Consider the following 19075-nt stretch of genomic DNA (forward strand, 5'->3'; position numbering starts at 1 on the left):
TTACTCTGACTGGTGTCTGAATTAATTACGTGATTATCATAACCGGCCAAGGAACAAAACCTGATACAGGCCGGCTCTTGAAATAATTAACAAACCATTTGTTGCAATAGCTTCCGGAAATCTTCTCCAACTAAAGGATGTTTCAAACCATAAGCTACGGTAGCCTCAAGATAACCAAGCTTATCACCACAGTCATAGCGCGTGCCTGAGAATGCATAGGCAATCATTTTCTGTTCGGTCAGCAGGCGGGCAATTGCGTCCGTAAGCTGAATTTCACCTTCAGCACCACGCGGTAAATTAGTTAGAAAATCAAATACCCGTGCAGACAAAATATAGCGCCCTACTACACCTAGATGTGAAGGTGCATCATCAGGATGCGGTTTTTCGACTATGCTCTGGATATAATCATCCGTATCTTCGCGGGCGATTTCCACGATGCCATATGCACCAGTCTGCTGTGGGTCAATATTTTCCACGCCCAGTACATTACAGCCTGTACGATAATAAACCTCCATCATCTGGCTTAATGCTCCCGGCTGGGCATCTATCAGGTCATCAGCCAGAACTACGGCGAAATTCTCTTTACCGATGGCCGCACGGCTGCATAATACAGCGTGTCCCAGCCCTAGTGCTAAGGGCTGACGGATATACAGACAGGTAACATTGGGTGGCAAAATATCCTGCACAAAATCTAGTAGTTTATTTTGGTTACGATATGCCAGCTCGGTTTCTAACTCATACGCTTTGTCGAAATGGTCTTCAATACAGCGTTTATTACGGCCGGTAATAAAAACCAGCTCGGTACAGCCGGCTGCCACTGCTTCTTCAACGGCATACTGAATCAGTGGTTTATCTACAATCGGTAGCATTTCTTTAGGGCTGGCTTTAGTAGCCGGTAAAAAGCGGGTACCCATCCCCGCCACCGGAAATACACATTTACGAATTGGTTGTATTTTCATCAGTTCTATTCTTTTATTCCCAACATGGTCATCAATGCGCTTTGATCTAATATGGTAACACCAAGTGCTTCCGCTTTGGCCAGCTTACTGCCCGCATCTGCTCCAGCCACTACAAAATCGGTTTTCTTTGACACACTGCCACTTACTTTTCCGCCACATTCTTCAATATGCTGCTGTGCCACATCGCGCGACCAGCTAGGTAAAGTACCAGTAAGCACAAAGGTTTTACCGGCTATGGCTTCATTGGCTGCTGATGTAATTTGTTCCGGCTGAACGGCAAGCAACTGCTCACATAAGGTTATGGTTTGTTTTAATAATTCATGATTTTGTGGTTCAGCACACCACAGCTGCCAGCTTTCGGGTAAAGCTTTATCGGTAAAAAGCTTAGCCCAGTCCATACCGGCCAGTTGCCATAATTTCTGTGCTCTCGACTCAGTCAGATTTGCTCCTGGTAAACGCGCGAGTATACGCTCAGGAATAAAATAATCTTGCAGTGGCAAACGACGGGTTTCCGGCTGAGGTTGCACACCAGCAGCAAGCAATTCCTTTAACTGGCTGGTTTGATCTTTCTGACTGAAAAAATAAGCCACAGAATGTGCTACTACACTGCCTATATCTGGCAAACAGGCCAATAAAGGCTCGGTAGCCTGTGTTAGTGTAGTCAGATCACCAAAAGCCTGTGCCAATTGTTTGGCTGTACGTTCGCCCACATGAAAAATACCTAAAGCATAGATAAGATTAGCAAGCGGGCGCTGACGGCTAGCCTGAATGCCTGCGAGAATATTTTCAGCCCATTTGGAAGGCTGCTGCTTGGCCGCTTTACCGGTTGTAGATAAGGCAAGCTCATCTGCCGCAGACTCTTCACTATTGGCCGCTTCCTGTTTAGCCTGCTGCTTCATCGCCAGTAAATCATCTAGTTGCAGATGATAGACATCAGCAAAATGGTGAACGCGTTTCTGAGCTACCAGCAATTCAATTTGGCGCTCGCCCAGATTTTCGATATCCATGGCACGGCGTGATGCAAAGTGAATCAGCGCCTGTACCCGCTGTGCCTGACACAGCATGCCGCCACTACAGCGCGCTACTGCTTCGCCCTCTTCGCGCACAATTTCATGACCACAAACTGGACAATGCTCCGGCATACGAAATGGCGGATACTTTGGTACTGCTTCTGCAGGTGTGATTAAATCGGTTTGTTGTTCCACCATCGGCCGCTGTGCCAGCACCACCGATACAATTTCCGGTATTACATCACCGGCACGGCGCACTATTACGGTATCCCCCTCGCGCACATCTTTGCGCTGAGCCTCACCTTCATTATGTAATGTAGCATTTGTCACGGTCACACCGCCGACAAATACCGGCATTAATCGCGCCACCGGTGTTACCGCACCGGTTCTTCCCACCTGTACATCGATAGCTTCTACCGTAGTCAACATTTCCTCAGCTGGAAATTTTTGCGCAATAGCAAAGCGCGGCGCGCGTGCCACATAGCCCAGTTTGTCCTGCTGTGCCAGATTATCAACCTTAATCACCACACCATCGATACCAAATGGTAAATCAGCACGCACCTGATAAATATGTTCATAAAAGGCAAGTATTTTTTCGATATTGGCGTGATAACATAAAGTATCTTGCGGCGGAATGGTTAAGCCCAACCGAGCCATTAAAGCTAATTCTTCACTGTGACTTGCTACGGCAAAGCGTTCATCCAGTTGTGCCACACCATAAGCATAGAAATGCAGGCGTCGTTGCGCGGTAATTTTTGGGTCAAGCTGGCGCAAACTTCCGGCGGCGGCATTACGCGGATTGGCGAAAGTTTTCAGATTTTCTGCCTGCTGGTGCGCATTGAGCCGCTCAAAATCTGCTTTCAGCATCAGTACCTCACCCCGCACTTCGAGCACACTGGGTACATCCTCTCCTTGCAGGCGTAAAGGAATATTGATTATGGTGCGTACGTTTTCGGTTACGTCTTCGCCTGTATAGCCATCGCCACGGGTTGAAGCCTGTATCAGTAAGCCATCCCGATAAAGCAGACTGATGGCCAGACCATCAAATTTCGGTTCCACAATATAATCAGGCTCAGCACCCAGACCATCACGCACACGTTTATCAAAAGCGTACATTTCGCTGTGGTCAAACTTATTATTATCGTCTAGCGGTGAAAATGCATTATTCAGCGACAACATAGGAATCTGATGCACCACTGCAGTAAATTTTTGCTGCGCCTGCCCACCCACACGTCTGCTTGGGCTGTCTGGTTGGCGCCATTGCGGATACTGTTCTTCCCATGCTTGTAACTGTCGAAACAGCCGGTCATATTCAGCATCTGGGACAGTAGGCGCATCCAAATCATAGTACTCATGGGCATAGCGATTAAGCAGTGCAGTTAAATCAATTATTTGCTGTTCGCTTACTGAATCCATAGCAGTCTTTCCTTAAAGCAGCTAAAAAAAATGGCAAACCCCATTCTGCGGCTTGCCATCTCTTCTTTAATTAAAATCTCAGGCAATATCAGGAAAACAGTCTTTTTGCCAGTTCACTTCCGGGTTCCAGCTCAACTTGCTTCATTTCTTTCTGCCGGTCAATCACATAACGGCGCACTTCTCGCAGCCATTCAGTGGATAATTCTTCCACTTTATCATTAACCAGATCCAGACCCAGCTGACTAGAAAGCTTAACTGCCATATCCATAAACTGATCAAAACATTTTTCGCCGTTCGGTATATGTACTATATCAAATAACATACTGAATCCACGATAATTTTGATTTGCTAACAAAGTGGATGTAAACGGCGTGTTATCCAAGGTAACAATATTAAACAAAGGTTCACCATCACTACCGGCATAAAAGAACGCCCCATCGTGCCCAAGCTCAAATCCCTGTTTTTCCACCGCCGTGCGCAATTCCATTCCACTAACATTGCTACGCGATACTAGATGAATGGCAATGGTCTGATCAACACGGGCGCACAGCTCATCGAGCGGCCGCGCTACATCGAGGAAAGTGTTAATATCAGTTAACAATAACTGACCATCCATCTGCTCAGCGAAGCGATTTGCCTGTTCACCAAAATGCGCCAGCTCTTCATGGGTCAGCAGACCGCTACGACTGATTGCCTGTAAACCAACCACAAATCCCTGATAGTAAACACTAGGAATCGGCTCAGCTATCTGATACCGGTCGTCCATGGTGCAGCCCACCAGCCTAAAACGGGAACGGCTGCTCAAGCGCGGCATAGCATGCAATTCTTTCGGTTCGTACAAAGCAATATAAGCCAGATAATCAAAACGAACATCAAACCATGGCAGTGGCTGTTTGGACATATCGTGTACGTCCAGCAAAGTTTTACGTCCTTTTACTGCAATAGTACGTGATAAAGGCACCATCGGGGCACGTTCAGATGTATTCCCTGCTGCAATCTCTTCAGAATCCGCTGCCGGCACAGGCTCTACCGCCTCACTGATTTCTTCTTCCGCTACCAGCTCTTCAGAGGCTTCGGGCACGACGTTTTCACCGGTAAATATGGTTTCAGCCTGCGCCGCCACAGCATCTGCAGCTTTATCCGCCTCAGGCTCTGGCACCATGGCTTTGGTATTCAGCACCGACTGTGCTTCTGCACCATCGCGTACTGAATTTACCTGACTGTCCAGTAAAGCATCTTTATTGGCATGACCAAACTGATCACGCAACTGCTTGCGGTATTGGCTTTCCTGATAAATATTATAGGCCAGTACTGCCAGAATAATGGCTGCACCCACCACCAGCACAATCAATACAGAATCACTCATTACATTCCTACTAGACAATTTGCGAAAGCCGCAATTTAATTAACAGTTAACCGGAATTATAACCAAAAATACCACCCACAGGCAGCTTTAAGCTACAAAGGCCATTGATAATCCGTTATTACTGGCAAATGATGCTTACAGAGCCGCTGCCACTGAAAAAAATGCCCTGGGTCAGACTTACGTCCCGGCGCCACATGCTGATGACCAGTAATTGCGCGTATCGGATAACGGACACATAATGCTTGCAATAACTCAATTAGCTGTGCATATTGAAACTCTGTAAACGGCTCAAAATCGCAGCCTTCAAGCTCAATACCAATCGAAAACGCATTACAGCCTTCTCGCCCCTCAAACCGCGATACGCCCGCCTGATATGCTGCATCATCACAGGATACAAACTGCACTAAAGCACCACTGCGCTCAATCAAGAAATGACTGGATACGCGCAAAGCAGTAAGCGAGCGCATAAAATCATCCGGTTCATCCGCTTTAATCTGATTGGTAAACAGCCGCTGTACTGCTTCCTGTCCGTATTCAAAGGGTGGCAGGGAAATATTATGTAACACAATTAGCGATATATCGGCCGGCTGCGGGCGGGGACTAAAATTCGGCGACGGTGTATGCGTACATTGCTGCCACCAGCCATTTAACCATTGCGGCTTATCTTCGCCCTGCATCTGTTTCGCCTTTGTGATAAAAATGCTTACCTTAATACAGCTCCGTTTACCCGTCCACTATTAACCAAAAACCAGATCTAGAAAGCATTTAGAGTGGAGCTTTGGCTGCCAATATAGCAGGCAAAATGTCATGAATCAGATTTTTCTGTTACAGAAACAATCATATAAACAACCAAACCAATAAAATACTTGCCAAGCACGCTAATATCTGGTTTAATGCGCACTCTTCCCCGATGGCCAGATAGCTCAGTCGGTAGAGCAACGGACTGAAAATCCGTGTGTCGGCAGTTCGATCCTGCCTCTGGCCACCATTAATAACCGCCAAGAGCGGTTATTTTTTTGTATTCAATAAAACAATTTTTATTCAAATATAAATCAATCTTTGATCATAATTGTGGCAAATTTTTCTATAATTTGGGGAAACAATGATTGGCAATATCAGCCAATTGCCATATAAATGATGTTGGTATAATTAACATTTTAAGTCTACTATAGTTAAAGTAAACCGAAGAAAACTTAGTTTTAAACTTTCAACAGGGCTAAAAGCATCTGATGGAAGCGGTTTTTATTTTTCCCTAATGCCGCGAAAAACTGCTGGTCTATGTGCTCGACTAGAGGCACGGTTTGATTGGCCTTGTCGAAGCCGGCTGGTGTGAGGGTAATGGATTTGGCACGACTGTCTCTGCTGGAAACGCTGCGGATGATATAGTCTTTTTTTTCTAAATTTTCCAGTATCTGTGAGATGGTCATGACGTCGATATTGGTTTTATCGGCGAGTAAGACTTGTGTGATTTCTTGCTCATATTGTGACAAATAGGCAAGTGTGGCTAGTACGATAAACTGGGGATGGGTGATGTGCTGCTGTTTGAGACAATTTTTTATTTGGTTGTGCCAGGACGAATAAGTTTTCATGAAAACAAAACCAATTGAATCGCTATCTTTGGTAAATTGTGTATGAAATTTATTGTCCTGACTCATTTTTTAGTTCTCGACGAGATGTTTCAATGCGTATGCTTTGTCCATAATATCATCAGAGATTTGTTTTAGAAAATCACGCGTTGCGGCATTATCAAGTTTTTCATCAGGAATGAGCGCAATTTCAGCTTTTAGGGCATATTGGTCTTTTGATAGCTGCACGATCTGATGGGAAAAATATAATAAGCCGATATCGGGCATATTAAATTCTTCGGTAAATTCCTGATTGGTTATGACTTTTGAAAGTGTTACAGGCATTGCAGGCATATGCTGAATTTTAAACATGCCCTGTACGCCGGTTTTGAGTTCGCCTGTGAGGTGAAATTCTTCTAGATCGGTTTCCCACTGCTGTCTCAATGCGATTTCAGTGTAGTAAGGCCAGATTTTTTCTGGTGTAGCTGTGGTTGGCAGAGTGAAAGTGATTGCTATTTTGTCCATTGTTTTCCCTTTTTGATAAGTAAACTTATTATATGTGTACTTATAATAAGGAGCAACAAAAATATTGTTGTGATTTATTCCTGCTAAATGTTTGCGGCTGTTTATGTTTTATACAAATCTGCTCTTTCAGCCAATTTGTCCCTACTTTTCTGCGGCTGGCAATTATTACCTGCTGAGTTTGACAAAATATATCTGACAATCAGATACGATTAGAAAAATATCTATAAATCATATTTATATTTATAAATGAAAATAATTATTATTATCTTTTAAAAAGCGTTAATCATGTATAGAATGTGTTTGTCAGCAGGCAGTTAACTGTGCGGGCAATGCTTGATGGCTGCCGCTGTGTTATCACGATAATGGGAGAAATTGATATGCAATCTGACCAAGCCGCGCTACAGCAACCCTACCCTTCTGCATCAGATGACTATGTACCGGACGGATTGCATACAGAAGGCACAGGGGAGCAGGTATTTGATTTTTTGGAACGTATCCGGCGTAATTTATTTGCAGGTGCGGTGGATAAAACGGCACTCTTTTATGCTGGTCAGGCCATTAGTTATCCACAGATGGGTGAACAGGTGGCCAGATTCATGCAGGCATTGCAACAAAAAGATTTACAAGCTGGCGCGGTGGTGGCAGTGTGTCTGCCTAAAAGCGCGGAGCATGTGTATGCGGTGGTGGCATGCGCGCTGCTGGGCATTATTTGGTTACCGGTGGATATGGACGCACCACCGGCACGGCGTATGTATTTGCTCGACAATAGTGAGGTTGATGTCGTGATTGCACAAGCGCATATTGCTGGCCGGCAATGTATTGTGCTGGATGAGCTACCGGCAGTTTCGTTAATGCCGGTGCCGGAATGCCGCTACCGGCTGGACAGAAGTGCGGCTTATTATTTGTATACTTCCGGAAGTACGGGGGTGCCGAAATGTGTGGTTCTGAATAATCAGGCTACCGCGAATGTGCTCGAACACACAATCGACAGGTGGCAAGTGCGGCAGAAAGATGTGTTGATGGCGGTAACGCCATTTCATCATGATATGTCGGTATTCGATGTGTTTGCGGCGATGGCTCAGGGAGCAACGCTGGTAGTACCGACAATAATGCAAGTGAAGGATGCGTGTGCATGGGCTGAGCTGGTGGCCGAACACAAGATTACAGTGTGGGTGAGTGTGCCGGCAATTGTGGATATGCTGTGCAGTGTGGCGCGGCCGGAGCAATTACAATCGTTGCGGCTGGTGGCACAGGGAGGTGATTATATTAAGCCTGCTCTGATTGAGTATTTACGCCAGCAAGTACCACAGGCTCGTCTGTTTTCGCTGGGGGGGCCGACGGAAACCACTATCTGGAGTATCTGGCATGAAATAACAGCACAAGATGTGGATGTGATTCCTTATGGTCAGGCTTTGCCACACAACCGCTACTATATTCTGGACGAAGCATTGCAGCCGTGTGCGCTTGGTGAGGTGGGGCAAATGTATATGTCAGGTGTGAATCTATCCAATGGTTATCTGCTTAATGGGCAGATGCTGACCAATGATTTTGTGCCGCTGGACTGCGCAGGCGGAAAAGTTGCATTACGTATGAGTGATCTGGGATATGTCCGTGAGGATGGCAATATTATCTTTGCGGGACGTACGCAAGGTTATTTGAAGATTAAGGGGGTACGGATTTCGGCGGCGGAGGTGGAAGCGGTGCTGGCTAAATCCGACGGCCTAGCCGATAGTGTGGTGGTGGGCTGTACGCATCCGGTAACAGCGATGCAGGAACTGGTGGCCGTGTATAAGCTGCCGGCAGGGATGGAGGATGTGGATATTTTGGCGTTGAAAGAACGTTTATTGTTGAGCCTGCCTAAATCACATATTCCGACACGCTGGCTGGCGGTTGCGGAAATTCCGCTAACACGCAATGTGAAAATTGACCGCAAGCTGGTTCAGCAAATGGCACAGGAACAATTGTATCCCTCTGCACCGCAGGCTGAGACCATTTCCGTGCAGGAGCAGACACTGGCTGCGGATATTGTGGCGATTTTCCGCAATTTCCACTCGCAATCGGCTGCCAGTACCGAAAATATCACTGGACACACTGAGATTCTAGCAATGGGCATGCGACTGAAACAATTGATGCAGGTGGCTGGCCGAATTAAAGAGCGGTTTAATATTAAGCTTGAGGCGCCGTTGCTGCTGCGTTGTAAGACGATACAGGATGTGGTGCGACAGGTGCAGCAGAAGATGCGGCATTAGTGTTAGAAAATAATATCAATAAAGTGCTTAAAGTAGATTTAAGCACTTTATTGTTTTTGGGACTTTGGTTTAGCGACCAGCTTTGATGACAGCCTGAGCGGCCAATTGCAGCAATAGCTGTTGTATTTCAGCGGCAATGCGTTGGACTAATGCACTCGGGAAGCGGTGTGCCTGATAGGTGATGATCATGTTCAGGCTGGGCTGGTTGTTGATGAGGTTTTCCATGATTTCGAAATGCAGGCCAAACATGGATTCGTTGCGTTCGGGCAGTATTTGCCGGTAGGAAATCGTACCCTGTGGAGTGTTGAGCTGGCCGTTGAGGGCGTTGCCGGAGTGGATGTGGATGTATACGTCAAACATTAAGCCCTGATTATCGGGGATGCCGATGGCCTGCTGGATGTAGTTTATCGGGATATCGGCATATTCCATGGATTCGTTGATTTGCTGGCTGGTGGCAGCCAGCAGGGAATCGAATGTCTGCTGCGGACTAAAATGAATACGGTGAGCCACCATGGTGGTGAAGTAGCCGACGGTGTCAAAGTAATTTGGGTCGGTACGGCCGGAAGCGGAGGTGCCGATAACGATTTCCTGTAAATTGCCCTCTTTTTGCAGCACGCTGGCGATGGCGGTGTAAAACACGCTGAAAATTGAGGCGTGGTGGGTTCTGGCAAAGGCAGAAATTTGTTGATGGAAGGTGTGGTCGAAACTGAGTTGCAGCCATTCTACCTGTGGGACGCTGTTGCTGGTTGCGGGTACGGCTGTTTTTAGGTTCAGGCCGGTCACGGCTCCTTGCAGACGGCTGCGCCAGTATTCGAGGTGTTGCGGGTCGATGCCGTGCAAACGCTGCTGGCGTGCAAATTCATGAATACTCGGTACGCTATTTGGCCATTCAGGCGCTTTACCTTGCAGGCGCGCGGCGTAGGCAGTGTTTAAATCGGCCATGATGGTATTTAGAGACCATTCGTCGATGACCATGTGATGCACGAGAAAGGAAAGAATGGTGTGGCCGTTTTTGGCTTTTAATAACCGAATTCTGAGTGGCAGTTCGCGGGTCAGATCAAACTGGTAGGCTGCTTCGCTGGCTAATGTGGAACCGGTGCTGTCGCTGCTTGGCCAGAACCAGTGGTATTGCTTTAGTTCGGCTACAGGCACGGTGTATTGTATGGTTTGCTTTCCATCACTGCGAAATAGTGTACGCAAACCAACGTGGCGGATGATTAAATCCTGAAAAGCCTGATGTAAAGCTTCTTCATTGATTGGCTGCTGAAATTCTACAGCAAAGGGTAAGTTATATATGGGACTAAAGTTGAAAGCGCGATAGGCCTGCCATAGAAAATCCTGTGCCAGTGTTAGGGGTGCCTGCTCATCTGGTTGTGCTTCAGTGGTGTTGGCTGGTGCCTGCTCTTGCCGTGCGACGGTAGCCAGTGCACGGGCGGTGGGTGATTTGAAGAAGTCGTTGAAGGTGAGTTTGATGCCGTGATTGTTTTGTAGGTTGCCAATGACGCGGGTAGCCAGCAGTGAATGGCCACCTAAGTCGAAGAAGTCATCGTCCGCTGACATATCAGGCTCGGCCAGTGTGTTTCTGAACTCGGTCAGAATAAGGTCAGAAATGGCACTGTCAGCGTGTGCCTGAGCCATGGTGTTGAGGCCGTCTAGATTAATGGGAATCAGCTCGGGCGGGCGGGTAGAATGACTCAGCCTGGTGTAGTCAGCCATTATTTCTTCACATAGTTCTTCGGTTGTGAATAATTGTGAGAGTACTGGATGAAGGCGAAAAACTAGTGTACCGCCAGTGCTGGTGCTGATGATATCGGCCAAAAACGGGGGCATGCTTTCTGGTTGCCATTGAAGCTGCGCCAGAGTGGTTAATAAGCCGGCAACGCTGTCTGAGTCTGTCTGCTCATGATGTATGCAGGCTGTCCAGTCTGTGTCTGGATATTTGTATAAATCGCCATCATCGGTGAATTCGTAACGGGTATTTAAATCGGGATGGTTGCTGAGCAGATTTTGAATGCTTTGTTGCAGGATGGCAGTATCCGGAGCAGGATGCATCTGCCATGCTGTGAGCTGATATTTTATCTGCTCCGGTTCCTGCAATTGCTGCATCCAGATATATTCTTCATGTTCGGTAGCGGGTGATGGTGCTGTTTGGGTGTTGAGCATGCTGTTTAACCTCTCTTGTCCTGACTATGCTAAGTGAGTAAATGTTAATTGATGGCCGTTTATTGGTATAAAAAGCCAATAAATTAACTTTTATTAACTATTTGATGGGCTTGTGTCGGTGTTATTCTGCTTTTGAAGCTAGATTGTTTTTATTGTATTAATAAGACTTTACATATAATTTAGCAATATAATACAATTGATTCTCATTTCCATCAATAATAATCGGTGTTATCTATTTTTGGCATATGTTTTGAATCATGTGCTCATGAGATAAGAATTCAATACACCTTCTTGAGGAGAATCAATGCGCGGGCAGTTTCAGCCAGAGCAGGCGCAGAATTTATCCTGCGGGCTTGCGGTTTTTCTTATTTTCAATTCAATGTCGATAGCAAGGTGCTGTTGTCACGCTGATAAGGCTTTAGGCTGATGTATCGCGCGCTGACAGCTGTGTTTATCAGTTTGTGCATTGTGTCTTTGCTGGTAGGCTCAGATCCGGTGTCATGGTCGGGTTTACTGGCCGGTACCGAGGGTGACTGGCTGACGCTACGCGCCAGCCGTCTGCCGCGCCTGATAGCCATTATTCTGACGGGTATGGGGCTGTCTGTTAGCGGGGTGATTTTGCAACAGATTGTCCGCAATAAATTTGTGGAGCCGGAAACAGCTGGCGGGCTGGATGCGGCTAAGCTGGGCATTCTGGTATCGCTGGTGCTGCTGCCTTCAGCCGGTGTGTTCAGCAAAATGCTGACAGCACTGCTGTTCTGCTTTGTAGCCGGTGTGATTTATATTTTGATTGTTGCCAGAATCCGTTTTCAACAAGTTGTGCTGATTCCGGTTATCGGGCTGATGTATGGCTGTGTGCTCAGTGCCGCAGCTGAATTCTATGCTTATAAATATAATCTTCTCCAAAATGTGCAAGGTTGGCTACTGGGTGATTTTGCCCGTGTGGTACAGGGGCATTATGAGCTGCTGTATGTGCTGATTCCGGTGCTTGTGCTGAGCTTTGTGTTTGCTCAGCGGTTTACAGTGGTGGGCATGGGGCCGGAAATGGCCACTAGTCTGGGTGTGGGCTACCGGCGTACGGTGGCGCTGGGGTTGCTGCTGGTGTCGATAACGGTGGCAGCCACGGTGATTACGGTGGGGTCGATTCCGTTTATTGGGCTGGTGATTCCAAATTTGGTAGCGCTGAAATATGGTGAACATTTGGCCAGAACACTGCCTCTGGTGGCGCTTGGTGGTGCCTGTTTGCTGCTGTTGTGTGATATCTGCGGCCGTCTGCTGATTTATCCGTTCGAAGTACCGATTGGGCTAACAGCTGGAGCGGTGGGCGGCATTGTGTTTCTGTTGCTGATTTTGCGGGGGTTACGCTGATGAACCGTCGCTTCTGGATACTATGTGCCTGCATTGTCGGACTAGCGGTTTTTTTTATGCTGTATGACTCCGGCTTTGATGTTGATTATGTACTGCCCAAACGCCTGTTGCGGCTGGGAACGATTCTGCTGGCGGGTATGTGCATTGCGGTGTCATCGGTGGTATTTCAGACATTGGTGACCAACCGTGTTCTCACGCCAGCAGTGATGGGCTATGAATCGGTGTATCTGTTTTGGCAGGTGCTGCTGCTGTTTTTTCTCGGACAGAGTGGTTTGGGGCTGCTGGGACTCAATGGCAATTTCTTTGCTTCAATGGGTCTGATGCTGTTGTATTCATGGCTGATTCATCATTTTCTGCTGCCACGCGCACGGCAGAATCTGTGGTTATTGCTGTTGTTTGGACTGGTGCTGACGATGGTGATTACGACGCTGACGCAGTTTATTGAGCTGAAAATTAGCCCAGGTGAATTTTCGGTGTTTCAGGGTATTAATTATGCTTCGTTTAATCATTCGGAAATTCAGACTCTAATTTATGCAGCAGTAGCGATGCTGGTTGTGGGCAGCTTGGGCTACCCGTATCTATCCACGCTGGATGTGATGGCACTGGGTGAAGAACAGGCTGTAGCGCTGGGAGTAGATTACGCACGTTTTGTGCGCTGGGGATTTGGTCTGATTGCGGTGCTGGTAGCGGTATCGACTAGTCTGGTAGGGCCGACGGCATTTATGGGTGTATTTATTGCCAATATGGCTTATGCCTTTGCCGGCCATTTTCAGCATAAACGCATTCTATGGTTTGCCAGTGCGGTGGCGGTGGCGGTGTTTCTGGTGGCGCAGATTCTGGTGGAGCATGTGTTCAATTATAAGACCACGGTCAGTATTTTAATTAACCTGATTTGCGGGGTGTATTTCCTGCTGCTGATTGTGCGTCATCGGGGAATGGCATGATTGATATTCGGAATATTTGTAAAAGTTATGGCCATAAGCCGGTGCTGAAGGATATTAATCTGCAGCTGCCGCTGCATCAGGTAACGGCATTGATTGGGCCGAATGGGGCGGGTAAATCCACACTGCTCATGATTCTGGCACGTTTACTATCCCCTACTTCGGGCACGATTCTGCTGGACAAGCAGGATATCGCTGCCATCCGGACTGCTGAATATGCCCGTCTGGTGGCAACGCTGCGCCAGTCGACCTATTTCGGCCTGCGCCTAACGGTAAAGGAGCTGGTGTCTTTCGGCCGTTTTCCGTATGGGCACGGGGTGCTGTCTGCACGCGACCATCAGGTGATAAATGAGGCCATTGATTTTTTGGGGCTGGGCGCGCTGCGCGATGTGTATATCGATGAATTAAGTGGCGGTCTGCGCCAAATGGCTTTTTTAGCAATGACGATTGCACAGGAAACACCGATTCTGCTGCTGGATGAGCCGCTAAACAATCTGGATATGAATCATGCGGTACAGATTATGTCAGCGGTGCGGCGGCTGTGTGAGGAGCAACAAAAAACGGTGATTATGGTGGTGCATGATATTAATTTTACGGCCAATTATTCTGATTATATTGTGGCCTTAAAACAGGGACAGGTGTATTTCAGCGGGGCTACTCATGAAGTCATAACAGAAGAGCGTTTGAGCGGGCTATATGAACTGGAATTTGAAATCAGTCAGGGTAAGCATGGTTATGTGTGTCAGTATTTTCATACGTTGAAAGGATAAATATGAACGGGAAACTCAGAAAAAGTGCACTCGGTGTGCTGGGACTGACGGCGGTGATGTCTCTGCTGGCGGTGAGTGGATGTGATAAGCAGGCGGCACCGACAACCGCCACACCGGTACAAATGCGTGCCCAACCACTGGTTATCAAACACCAGCTGGGTACCACCACAATTAATGATGTGCCACAGCGGGTGGCGGCGCTGGATATGAATGAAGCAGACTTTCTGGATCAGCTCAATGTGCCGATTGCCGGCATGCCTAAGGATTTTATTCCGCATTTTCTGAAAAAATACCAAAACAATCATGACGATATTGCGGATCTGGGCGGTATTGTGCAGCCAAATATGGAGCGCATCCATACATTGAAACCAGACCTGATTTTGATGACCCCGATTCAGAAAGACCATTATCAGGAGCTGAGTGAGATTGCGCCCACGCTGTATTATGAAATTAATTTCAATAACAGTGAACACGGACATCTAGACACAATTAAAAACCATTTGCTGACGCTGGGTAAGATTTTCAACCGTGAAGAGCTGGCAAGCACTAAGGTGGCGCAGTTGGATGCAGAGGTGAATAAAGTACGCGCGGTAACAAAAGGACGGCCGGAAAAGGCGCTGGTGGTGCTGTACAACAATGGCTCTTTTAGCAATTACGGGGTGGATTCCCGTTACGGCTTTATTTTCAGCGATCTGGGGGTAAAGCCGGCCAGCAATGACACCAGCACCACGCTGCATGGGCAGCCAATTTCCAGTGAGTTTATCAAACGGGCTGACCCAGACATTCTATATATTATCGACCGCACTTCGGTAATGGAACATCAGCCAGTGATTACGGAGGCTCAGGTAACCAATCCGTTATTGCGCGCCACCAAAGCATGGAAGAATAAGCGCGTGGTTTTTGTGGATGCCGATGCCTGGTATACCACTGGTGCCAGCCCTACTTCGATGCGTTTGCTGATGCAGGATGTGATGAAAGGTTATCAATAATACTGATAACGATTTCACAACCAAACCCTTATCAGCCTACAGGAATCAACTACTGCCAATAAATTTAAACATTTTTGTAGACTGAATTTTCAGGAGAAATTGATGGGTAAACACACGCATCACCGCAGGCAGGATGGCCTGTCTGCGCCCCAGAAACGCGATAGCCGTGGCTTACAAGCTGCTGCTTTTGCACCCAAAGCACTGCTACTGAGTATGGCCAGTGCCATGCTGATGTATGCGCCGGTGCTGTATGCTCAACCGGCTGATGATGAGGCTAAAGCAGCGGTGAGGAAAGCTTCTACTACTAAGGCACAGCCTTCCGGTGAAGCCAACCTGGCCGAAGTGGTGGTTGAGGCAGGACAAAGTAGCACTTACCCCGGCGGCCATGTGTCTAAAAACAGTCGTATTGGTTTTCTTGGCAATAAAACAGCAATGGAAACGCCGTTTAATACGGTGAGCTATACGGATAAATTTGTTGAAGACAGTCAGGCACGCAATATTACAGATGTGATTGCAGCTACCGACCCATCTGTTTTTACCAATGGGGCAATTGGCGGCTGGAGTGAAAATTACTATATTCGTGGTTTTCAGTCTGATACCAATGATATGTCGATGAACGGGTTATTCGGTATTGCGCCATATTACCGTACACCACCGGCCATGTTTTCACGGATTGAGGTGCTGAAAGGACCTTCTGCGCTGCTGAATGGTATGCCGCCGTCCGGTTCGGTGGCGGGTACGGTTAATCTGGTATCTAAACGCGCCGGAGATGAGCCGCTGCTGCGAATATCACCTACCTATATGTCTGATTCGCAATGGGGCGGCACGATTGATGCCAGCCGTCGGTTTGGTCAGGACAAACAGTTTGGTATCCGTGTCAACGGTGTGTATCAGGATGGTTCCGGACCGGTGAGACAGCAGGATCTGAAAACGCAGCTTGGTTCGATTGGAATGGACTGGCGTGGCCACCGAGCCAGAGTTTCAGCCGATGTGTATATGGCGAATGACCGTGTGGATGGCGTAGTAAGGGGGATCAATCTGGGCAAGATAAAGGATGTTCCTGCACCGCCAAACCCGAAAACGCTGGTCAATCCCGACTGGTCTTATGTCAGCAATAAAGACCGCGGTGCAATGATGCGGGCTGAATATGATTTTAACGATAACATCACGGCTTATGCAGCGTTTGGGCGCAGTAAAACCAAATATGAATACAACGGTGCCACTTCTTCTGAGCTGCTGGACAATAAAGGCACCATCAATACGATGATTGGCCAGCTAGCATTCGATGTGGATAAAAAATCCGCAGACGTGGGTTTGAAAGGTCAATTCAATACCGGCCCAGTGTCGCATCAGTGGGTAATGAATACCACTTATTACAAACATGATGAGCATGATTATGGGGTGAGAAGAGTAGCCGGTGCTGACTGGATTACCAATATGTATCACCCAAAATGGGGCAAAACGGTACCGTTCAATAAACCACCAATTTCAGTCAGTACGCTTGAGCTCACCAGCTATGGAGCGGCCGATATCATGTCTTTTCTGGATGAAAGACTGCAACTAACACTGGGGCTGCGCTATCAGGAGGTAAAAAGCGATATGTTCTCTCCCGGCTATAAAACGCTGATGACTCATTACAAAAAACATGCTTTAACGCCCGGTACGGCGCTGCTCTTTAAAGCCACTGACCATATATCGCTGTATGGTAATTATATACAAGGGCTGACTAAGGGTGATTCGGCGCCAATTACGGCGGCCAACTACCCGAAAGTATTTGCACCGTATAAAACCAAGCAGGCTGAGCTGGGGATTAAATTTGATTACGACAAGCTGTCACAAACAATCAGCCTGTTCACCATTAAAAAACCCAGCAGCTATACGGATGTAGTCACCAATATGTTTACCTCTGGCGGCCAGCAGCGCAACCGTGGTATTGAGTGGAGCTTTATTGCCACGCCGATTGAAAATGTTCGGCTGATGGGGGGTGCCAGCTACATTAAACCGGAGCTCACTCGGCTAGCCAAACGAGATAATGAAGGCAATATGGCCACTGGTGTGGCCAAGGTTCAGGGCAAGCTGGGTGCAGAATGGGATATCCGTGCCGCTGCTGGTGTCGTGACCCTATCTGCCAACGCCACTGCTGTATCCAAGCAATACCTAAATCAGGAAAATACCTTATCTGTGGGCGGGCATACTGTCTATGATGTGGGCGCCCGCTATAACGCTAAAGTATCCGGCCATCCGTTTACGGTACGCGCAGAAGTGAAGAATCTTACCAATAAAGCTTATTGGGGCATGCCGCGCCTGTCGAATCTGTCGCTGGGGGCACCACGCACATTCTATGTATCTGGTTCCTACGATTTCTGATTTCCTACCAGCCATCAAAAAAATCGCCCGCAGGCGATTTTTTTGGCTATGAATTTTATTCTGGTAAACCATAGCGCTGAAAAGCTGAATATTCAGGTACCTGATAGTAGTTTTTACCCAGGAGTTGATTGACAATTACGCCATTACGGGTAGCGCCCATACCTAAATCAGGCGACCCAACACCCTGTTTGGCAATTTCAGCATTCTGAATAAAAATTCGGCCTTTGCCACCATCGCAGCGAACAGCGGTAAAGTCTTCGTTGATTAAATAATCATTCTGGTCATCTGTTTGCAGCACCGTACCTTTTAAATCTTCAAACCATTGCGGCCATTGATGGCTGTAGCCGGTGGCGGCAACGATAGCATCGGTTTGGATGGTTTTGTGCTGATTCAGCTGGGTGTGCAGGCAAGTCATGTTTATCACGCCGGACGGCTGTACTTCCACCGATTGCACATCACAATTGGAATATAGGCTTAGGCCAGCAGGCGCACCAGCGATGGTGCGTTCATACAGCAAATTATAAATGTCGCCAATGGTAGTAAAGCTGATGCCCTTGTATAGTTGTCCCTGATTGGCGCTGATTTCCCGCCGTTTCTGTGCGGTCAGCGTCTGGAAATACTGCATATACACCGGTGTGAAGCATTCCTGTCCTAGCTTAGAAAATTCCATCGGATGAAAGCCGGCAGAGCGGGTAATCCAGCGGATAGAGGCACCGGCTTTGATTTGCTCCGGCTGCAAGGCGCGATACAGTGCCAGCACGCATTCTGCGGCACTCTGCCCTGCTCCTACCACAGTAACTTGCTTACATTGCTGCAACTGCTCCTGCATGCTAAGAAAGTGGGCGGAATGTTGAATTAAAGGATGGTTGGATTGTTTCAACCAGTCTGGTTCATAAGGCCGAGTACCCACGCCGATAGCAATATCCTGACTACAATACGTTTGTTTTTCGCCTGCGGCAGATTCACTTTCAATAATAAATTTTTGCTGTTGACGGTCGTAATTAACCGCGGTAACACAAGCATCGAAATGGCAGGACGGTAGCTGGCTGACCGCCCAGCGGCAGTAATCATCATATTCCTGTCGCGGAATCAGGAAGCGGTCGTAATAGCAAAACAGATACAGCCGTTGCTGCTGATGCAGATAGTTGAGATAGCTTAAGGGATGGCACGGATCGGCCATGGTCACTAAATCGGCCAGAAACGGCACTTGCAAGGTGGTACCGGGTATTAATAGTCCCGCATGCCAGTGAAAGGTGGGGGTTTTATCCAAAAACACTGCGTTGACTTCAGTATGACGTGACAATAAAGCAGCCAACCCCAGATTAAAAGGGCCGATGCCAATACCAGCCAGATCGGTTTGTTTCATATCCATGTTTATTTCATCCCT

14 protein-coding genes and 1 tRNA gene are annotated in these 19075 nt (G+C 47.6%); 7 read left to right on the top strand and 8 right to left on the bottom strand.

What is annotated here, in order from left to right; all coding sequences use genetic code 11:
* Positions 1-86 precede the first annotated feature (86 nt).
* From galU to ampD, 4 genes are all read right to left on the bottom strand, one after another.
* A complete protein-coding gene (gene galU / locus ABU615_RS05545) occupies positions 87-953 on the bottom strand; it encodes a UTP--glucose-1-phosphate uridylyltransferase GalU (RefSeq protein WP_370389352.1) in 867 nt (288 codons plus the stop codon).
* Between the two features lie 11 nt (positions 954-964).
* Positions 965-3385, bottom strand: a complete 2421-nt coding sequence (ligA, locus tag ABU615_RS05550; RefSeq protein WP_370388671.1) for an NAD-dependent DNA ligase LigA — start codon at positions 3383-3385, stop codon at positions 965-967.
* Positions 3386-3473: 88 nt separating this feature from the next.
* Positions 3474-4751, bottom strand: coding sequence for a cell division protein ZipA C-terminal FtsZ-binding domain-containing protein (locus ABU615_RS05555; RefSeq protein WP_367486740.1), 1278 nt, complete (start codon positions 4749-4751; stop codon positions 3474-3476).
* 92 nt (positions 4752-4843) lie between these two features.
* Entirely contained in the window at positions 4844-5428 is a 585-nt protein-coding gene (gene ampD, locus ABU615_RS05560) for a 1,6-anhydro-N-acetylmuramyl-L-alanine amidase AmpD (RefSeq protein WP_370388672.1), read from the bottom strand.
* A gap of 235 nt (positions 5429-5663) precedes the next feature.
* Between ampD and ABU615_RS05565 the strand changes: the two genes are divergently transcribed.
* Positions 5664-5739, top strand: a tRNA-Phe gene (locus tag ABU615_RS05565).
* Between the two features lie 211 nt (positions 5740-5950).
* Here the strand turns inward: ABU615_RS05565 and ABU615_RS05570 are convergent.
* Together ABU615_RS05570 and ABU615_RS05575 are read right to left on the bottom strand one after the other, a co-directional pair.
* On the bottom strand, positions 5951-6340 hold the full coding sequence (locus ABU615_RS05570; RefSeq protein WP_267391565.1) for a MarR family winged helix-turn-helix transcriptional regulator: 390 nt from the start codon (positions 6338-6340) through the stop codon (positions 5951-5953).
* Between the two features lie 69 nt (positions 6341-6409).
* Complete coding sequence (locus tag ABU615_RS05575) at positions 6410-6841, bottom strand: hypothetical protein (RefSeq protein ID WP_367412288.1); 432 nt, start codon at positions 6839-6841, stop codon at positions 6410-6412.
* 377 nt (positions 6842-7218) lie between these two features.
* Here ABU615_RS05575 and ABU615_RS05580 point away from each other — a divergent pair, with 377 nt between their 5' ends.
* The gene (locus ABU615_RS05580) at positions 7219-9090 is read left to right on the top strand and encodes a non-ribosomal peptide synthetase (protein ID WP_370388673.1); all 1872 of its coding nucleotides are present in this window, start codon (positions 7219-7221) and stop codon (positions 9088-9090) included.
* 69 nt (positions 9091-9159) lie between these two features.
* Here the strand turns inward: ABU615_RS05580 and ABU615_RS05585 are convergent, their stop codons facing one another.
* Positions 9160-11253 (bottom strand): condensation domain-containing protein, encoded by a 2094-nt coding sequence (locus ABU615_RS05585; protein ID WP_370388674.1) that lies wholly within the window; start codon positions 11251-11253, stop codon positions 9160-9162.
* Between the two features lie 426 nt (positions 11254-11679).
* On the opposite strand from ABU615_RS05585, the gene ABU615_RS05590 reads away from it, so the two are divergent.
* The 5 genes from ABU615_RS05590 to ABU615_RS05610 all read left to right on the top strand — a co-directional run bounded on the left by ABU615_RS05590 (position 11680) and on the right by ABU615_RS05610 (position 17688).
* Complete coding sequence (locus tag ABU615_RS05590) at positions 11680-12621, top strand: ABC transporter permease (protein WP_370388675.1); 942 nt, start codon at positions 11680-11682, stop codon at positions 12619-12621.
* Positions 12621-13565: an iron chelate uptake ABC transporter family permease subunit gene (locus ABU615_RS05595; protein WP_367486727.1), complete on the top strand. Its 945-nt coding sequence runs from the start codon at positions 12621-12623 to the stop codon at positions 13563-13565. Before ABU615_RS05590 ends, ABU615_RS05595 begins: the two co-directional genes overlap by 1 nt.
* On the top strand, positions 13562-14332 hold the full coding sequence (locus ABU615_RS05600; protein ID WP_367432166.1) for an ATP-binding cassette domain-containing protein: 771 nt from the start codon (positions 13562-13564) through the stop codon (positions 14330-14332). Before ABU615_RS05595 ends, ABU615_RS05600 begins: the two co-directional genes overlap by 4 nt.
* 2 nt (positions 14333-14334) lie before the next feature.
* Entirely contained in the window at positions 14335-15321 is a 987-nt protein-coding gene (locus ABU615_RS05605) for a siderophore ABC transporter substrate-binding protein (protein ID WP_323811361.1), read from the top strand.
* A gap of 102 nt (positions 15322-15423) precedes the next feature.
* Positions 15424-17688: a TonB-dependent receptor gene (locus ABU615_RS05610; protein ID WP_370388676.1), complete on the top strand. Its 2265-nt coding sequence runs from the start codon at positions 15424-15426 to the stop codon at positions 17686-17688.
* Between the two features lie 55 nt (positions 17689-17743).
* Here the strand turns inward: ABU615_RS05610 and basC are convergent, their stop codons facing one another.
* A complete protein-coding gene (basC, locus tag ABU615_RS05615; protein ID WP_370388677.1) occupies positions 17744-19060 on the bottom strand; it encodes a putative histamine N-monooxygenase in 1317 nt (438 codons plus the stop codon).
* Between the last annotated feature and the right edge of the window lie 15 nt (positions 19061-19075).

The organism is Snodgrassella alvi (assembly GCF_040741455.2).
In the GTDB taxonomy this organism is placed as follows: Bacteria; Pseudomonadota; Gammaproteobacteria; order Burkholderiales; family Neisseriaceae; genus Snodgrassella; species Snodgrassella alvi_E.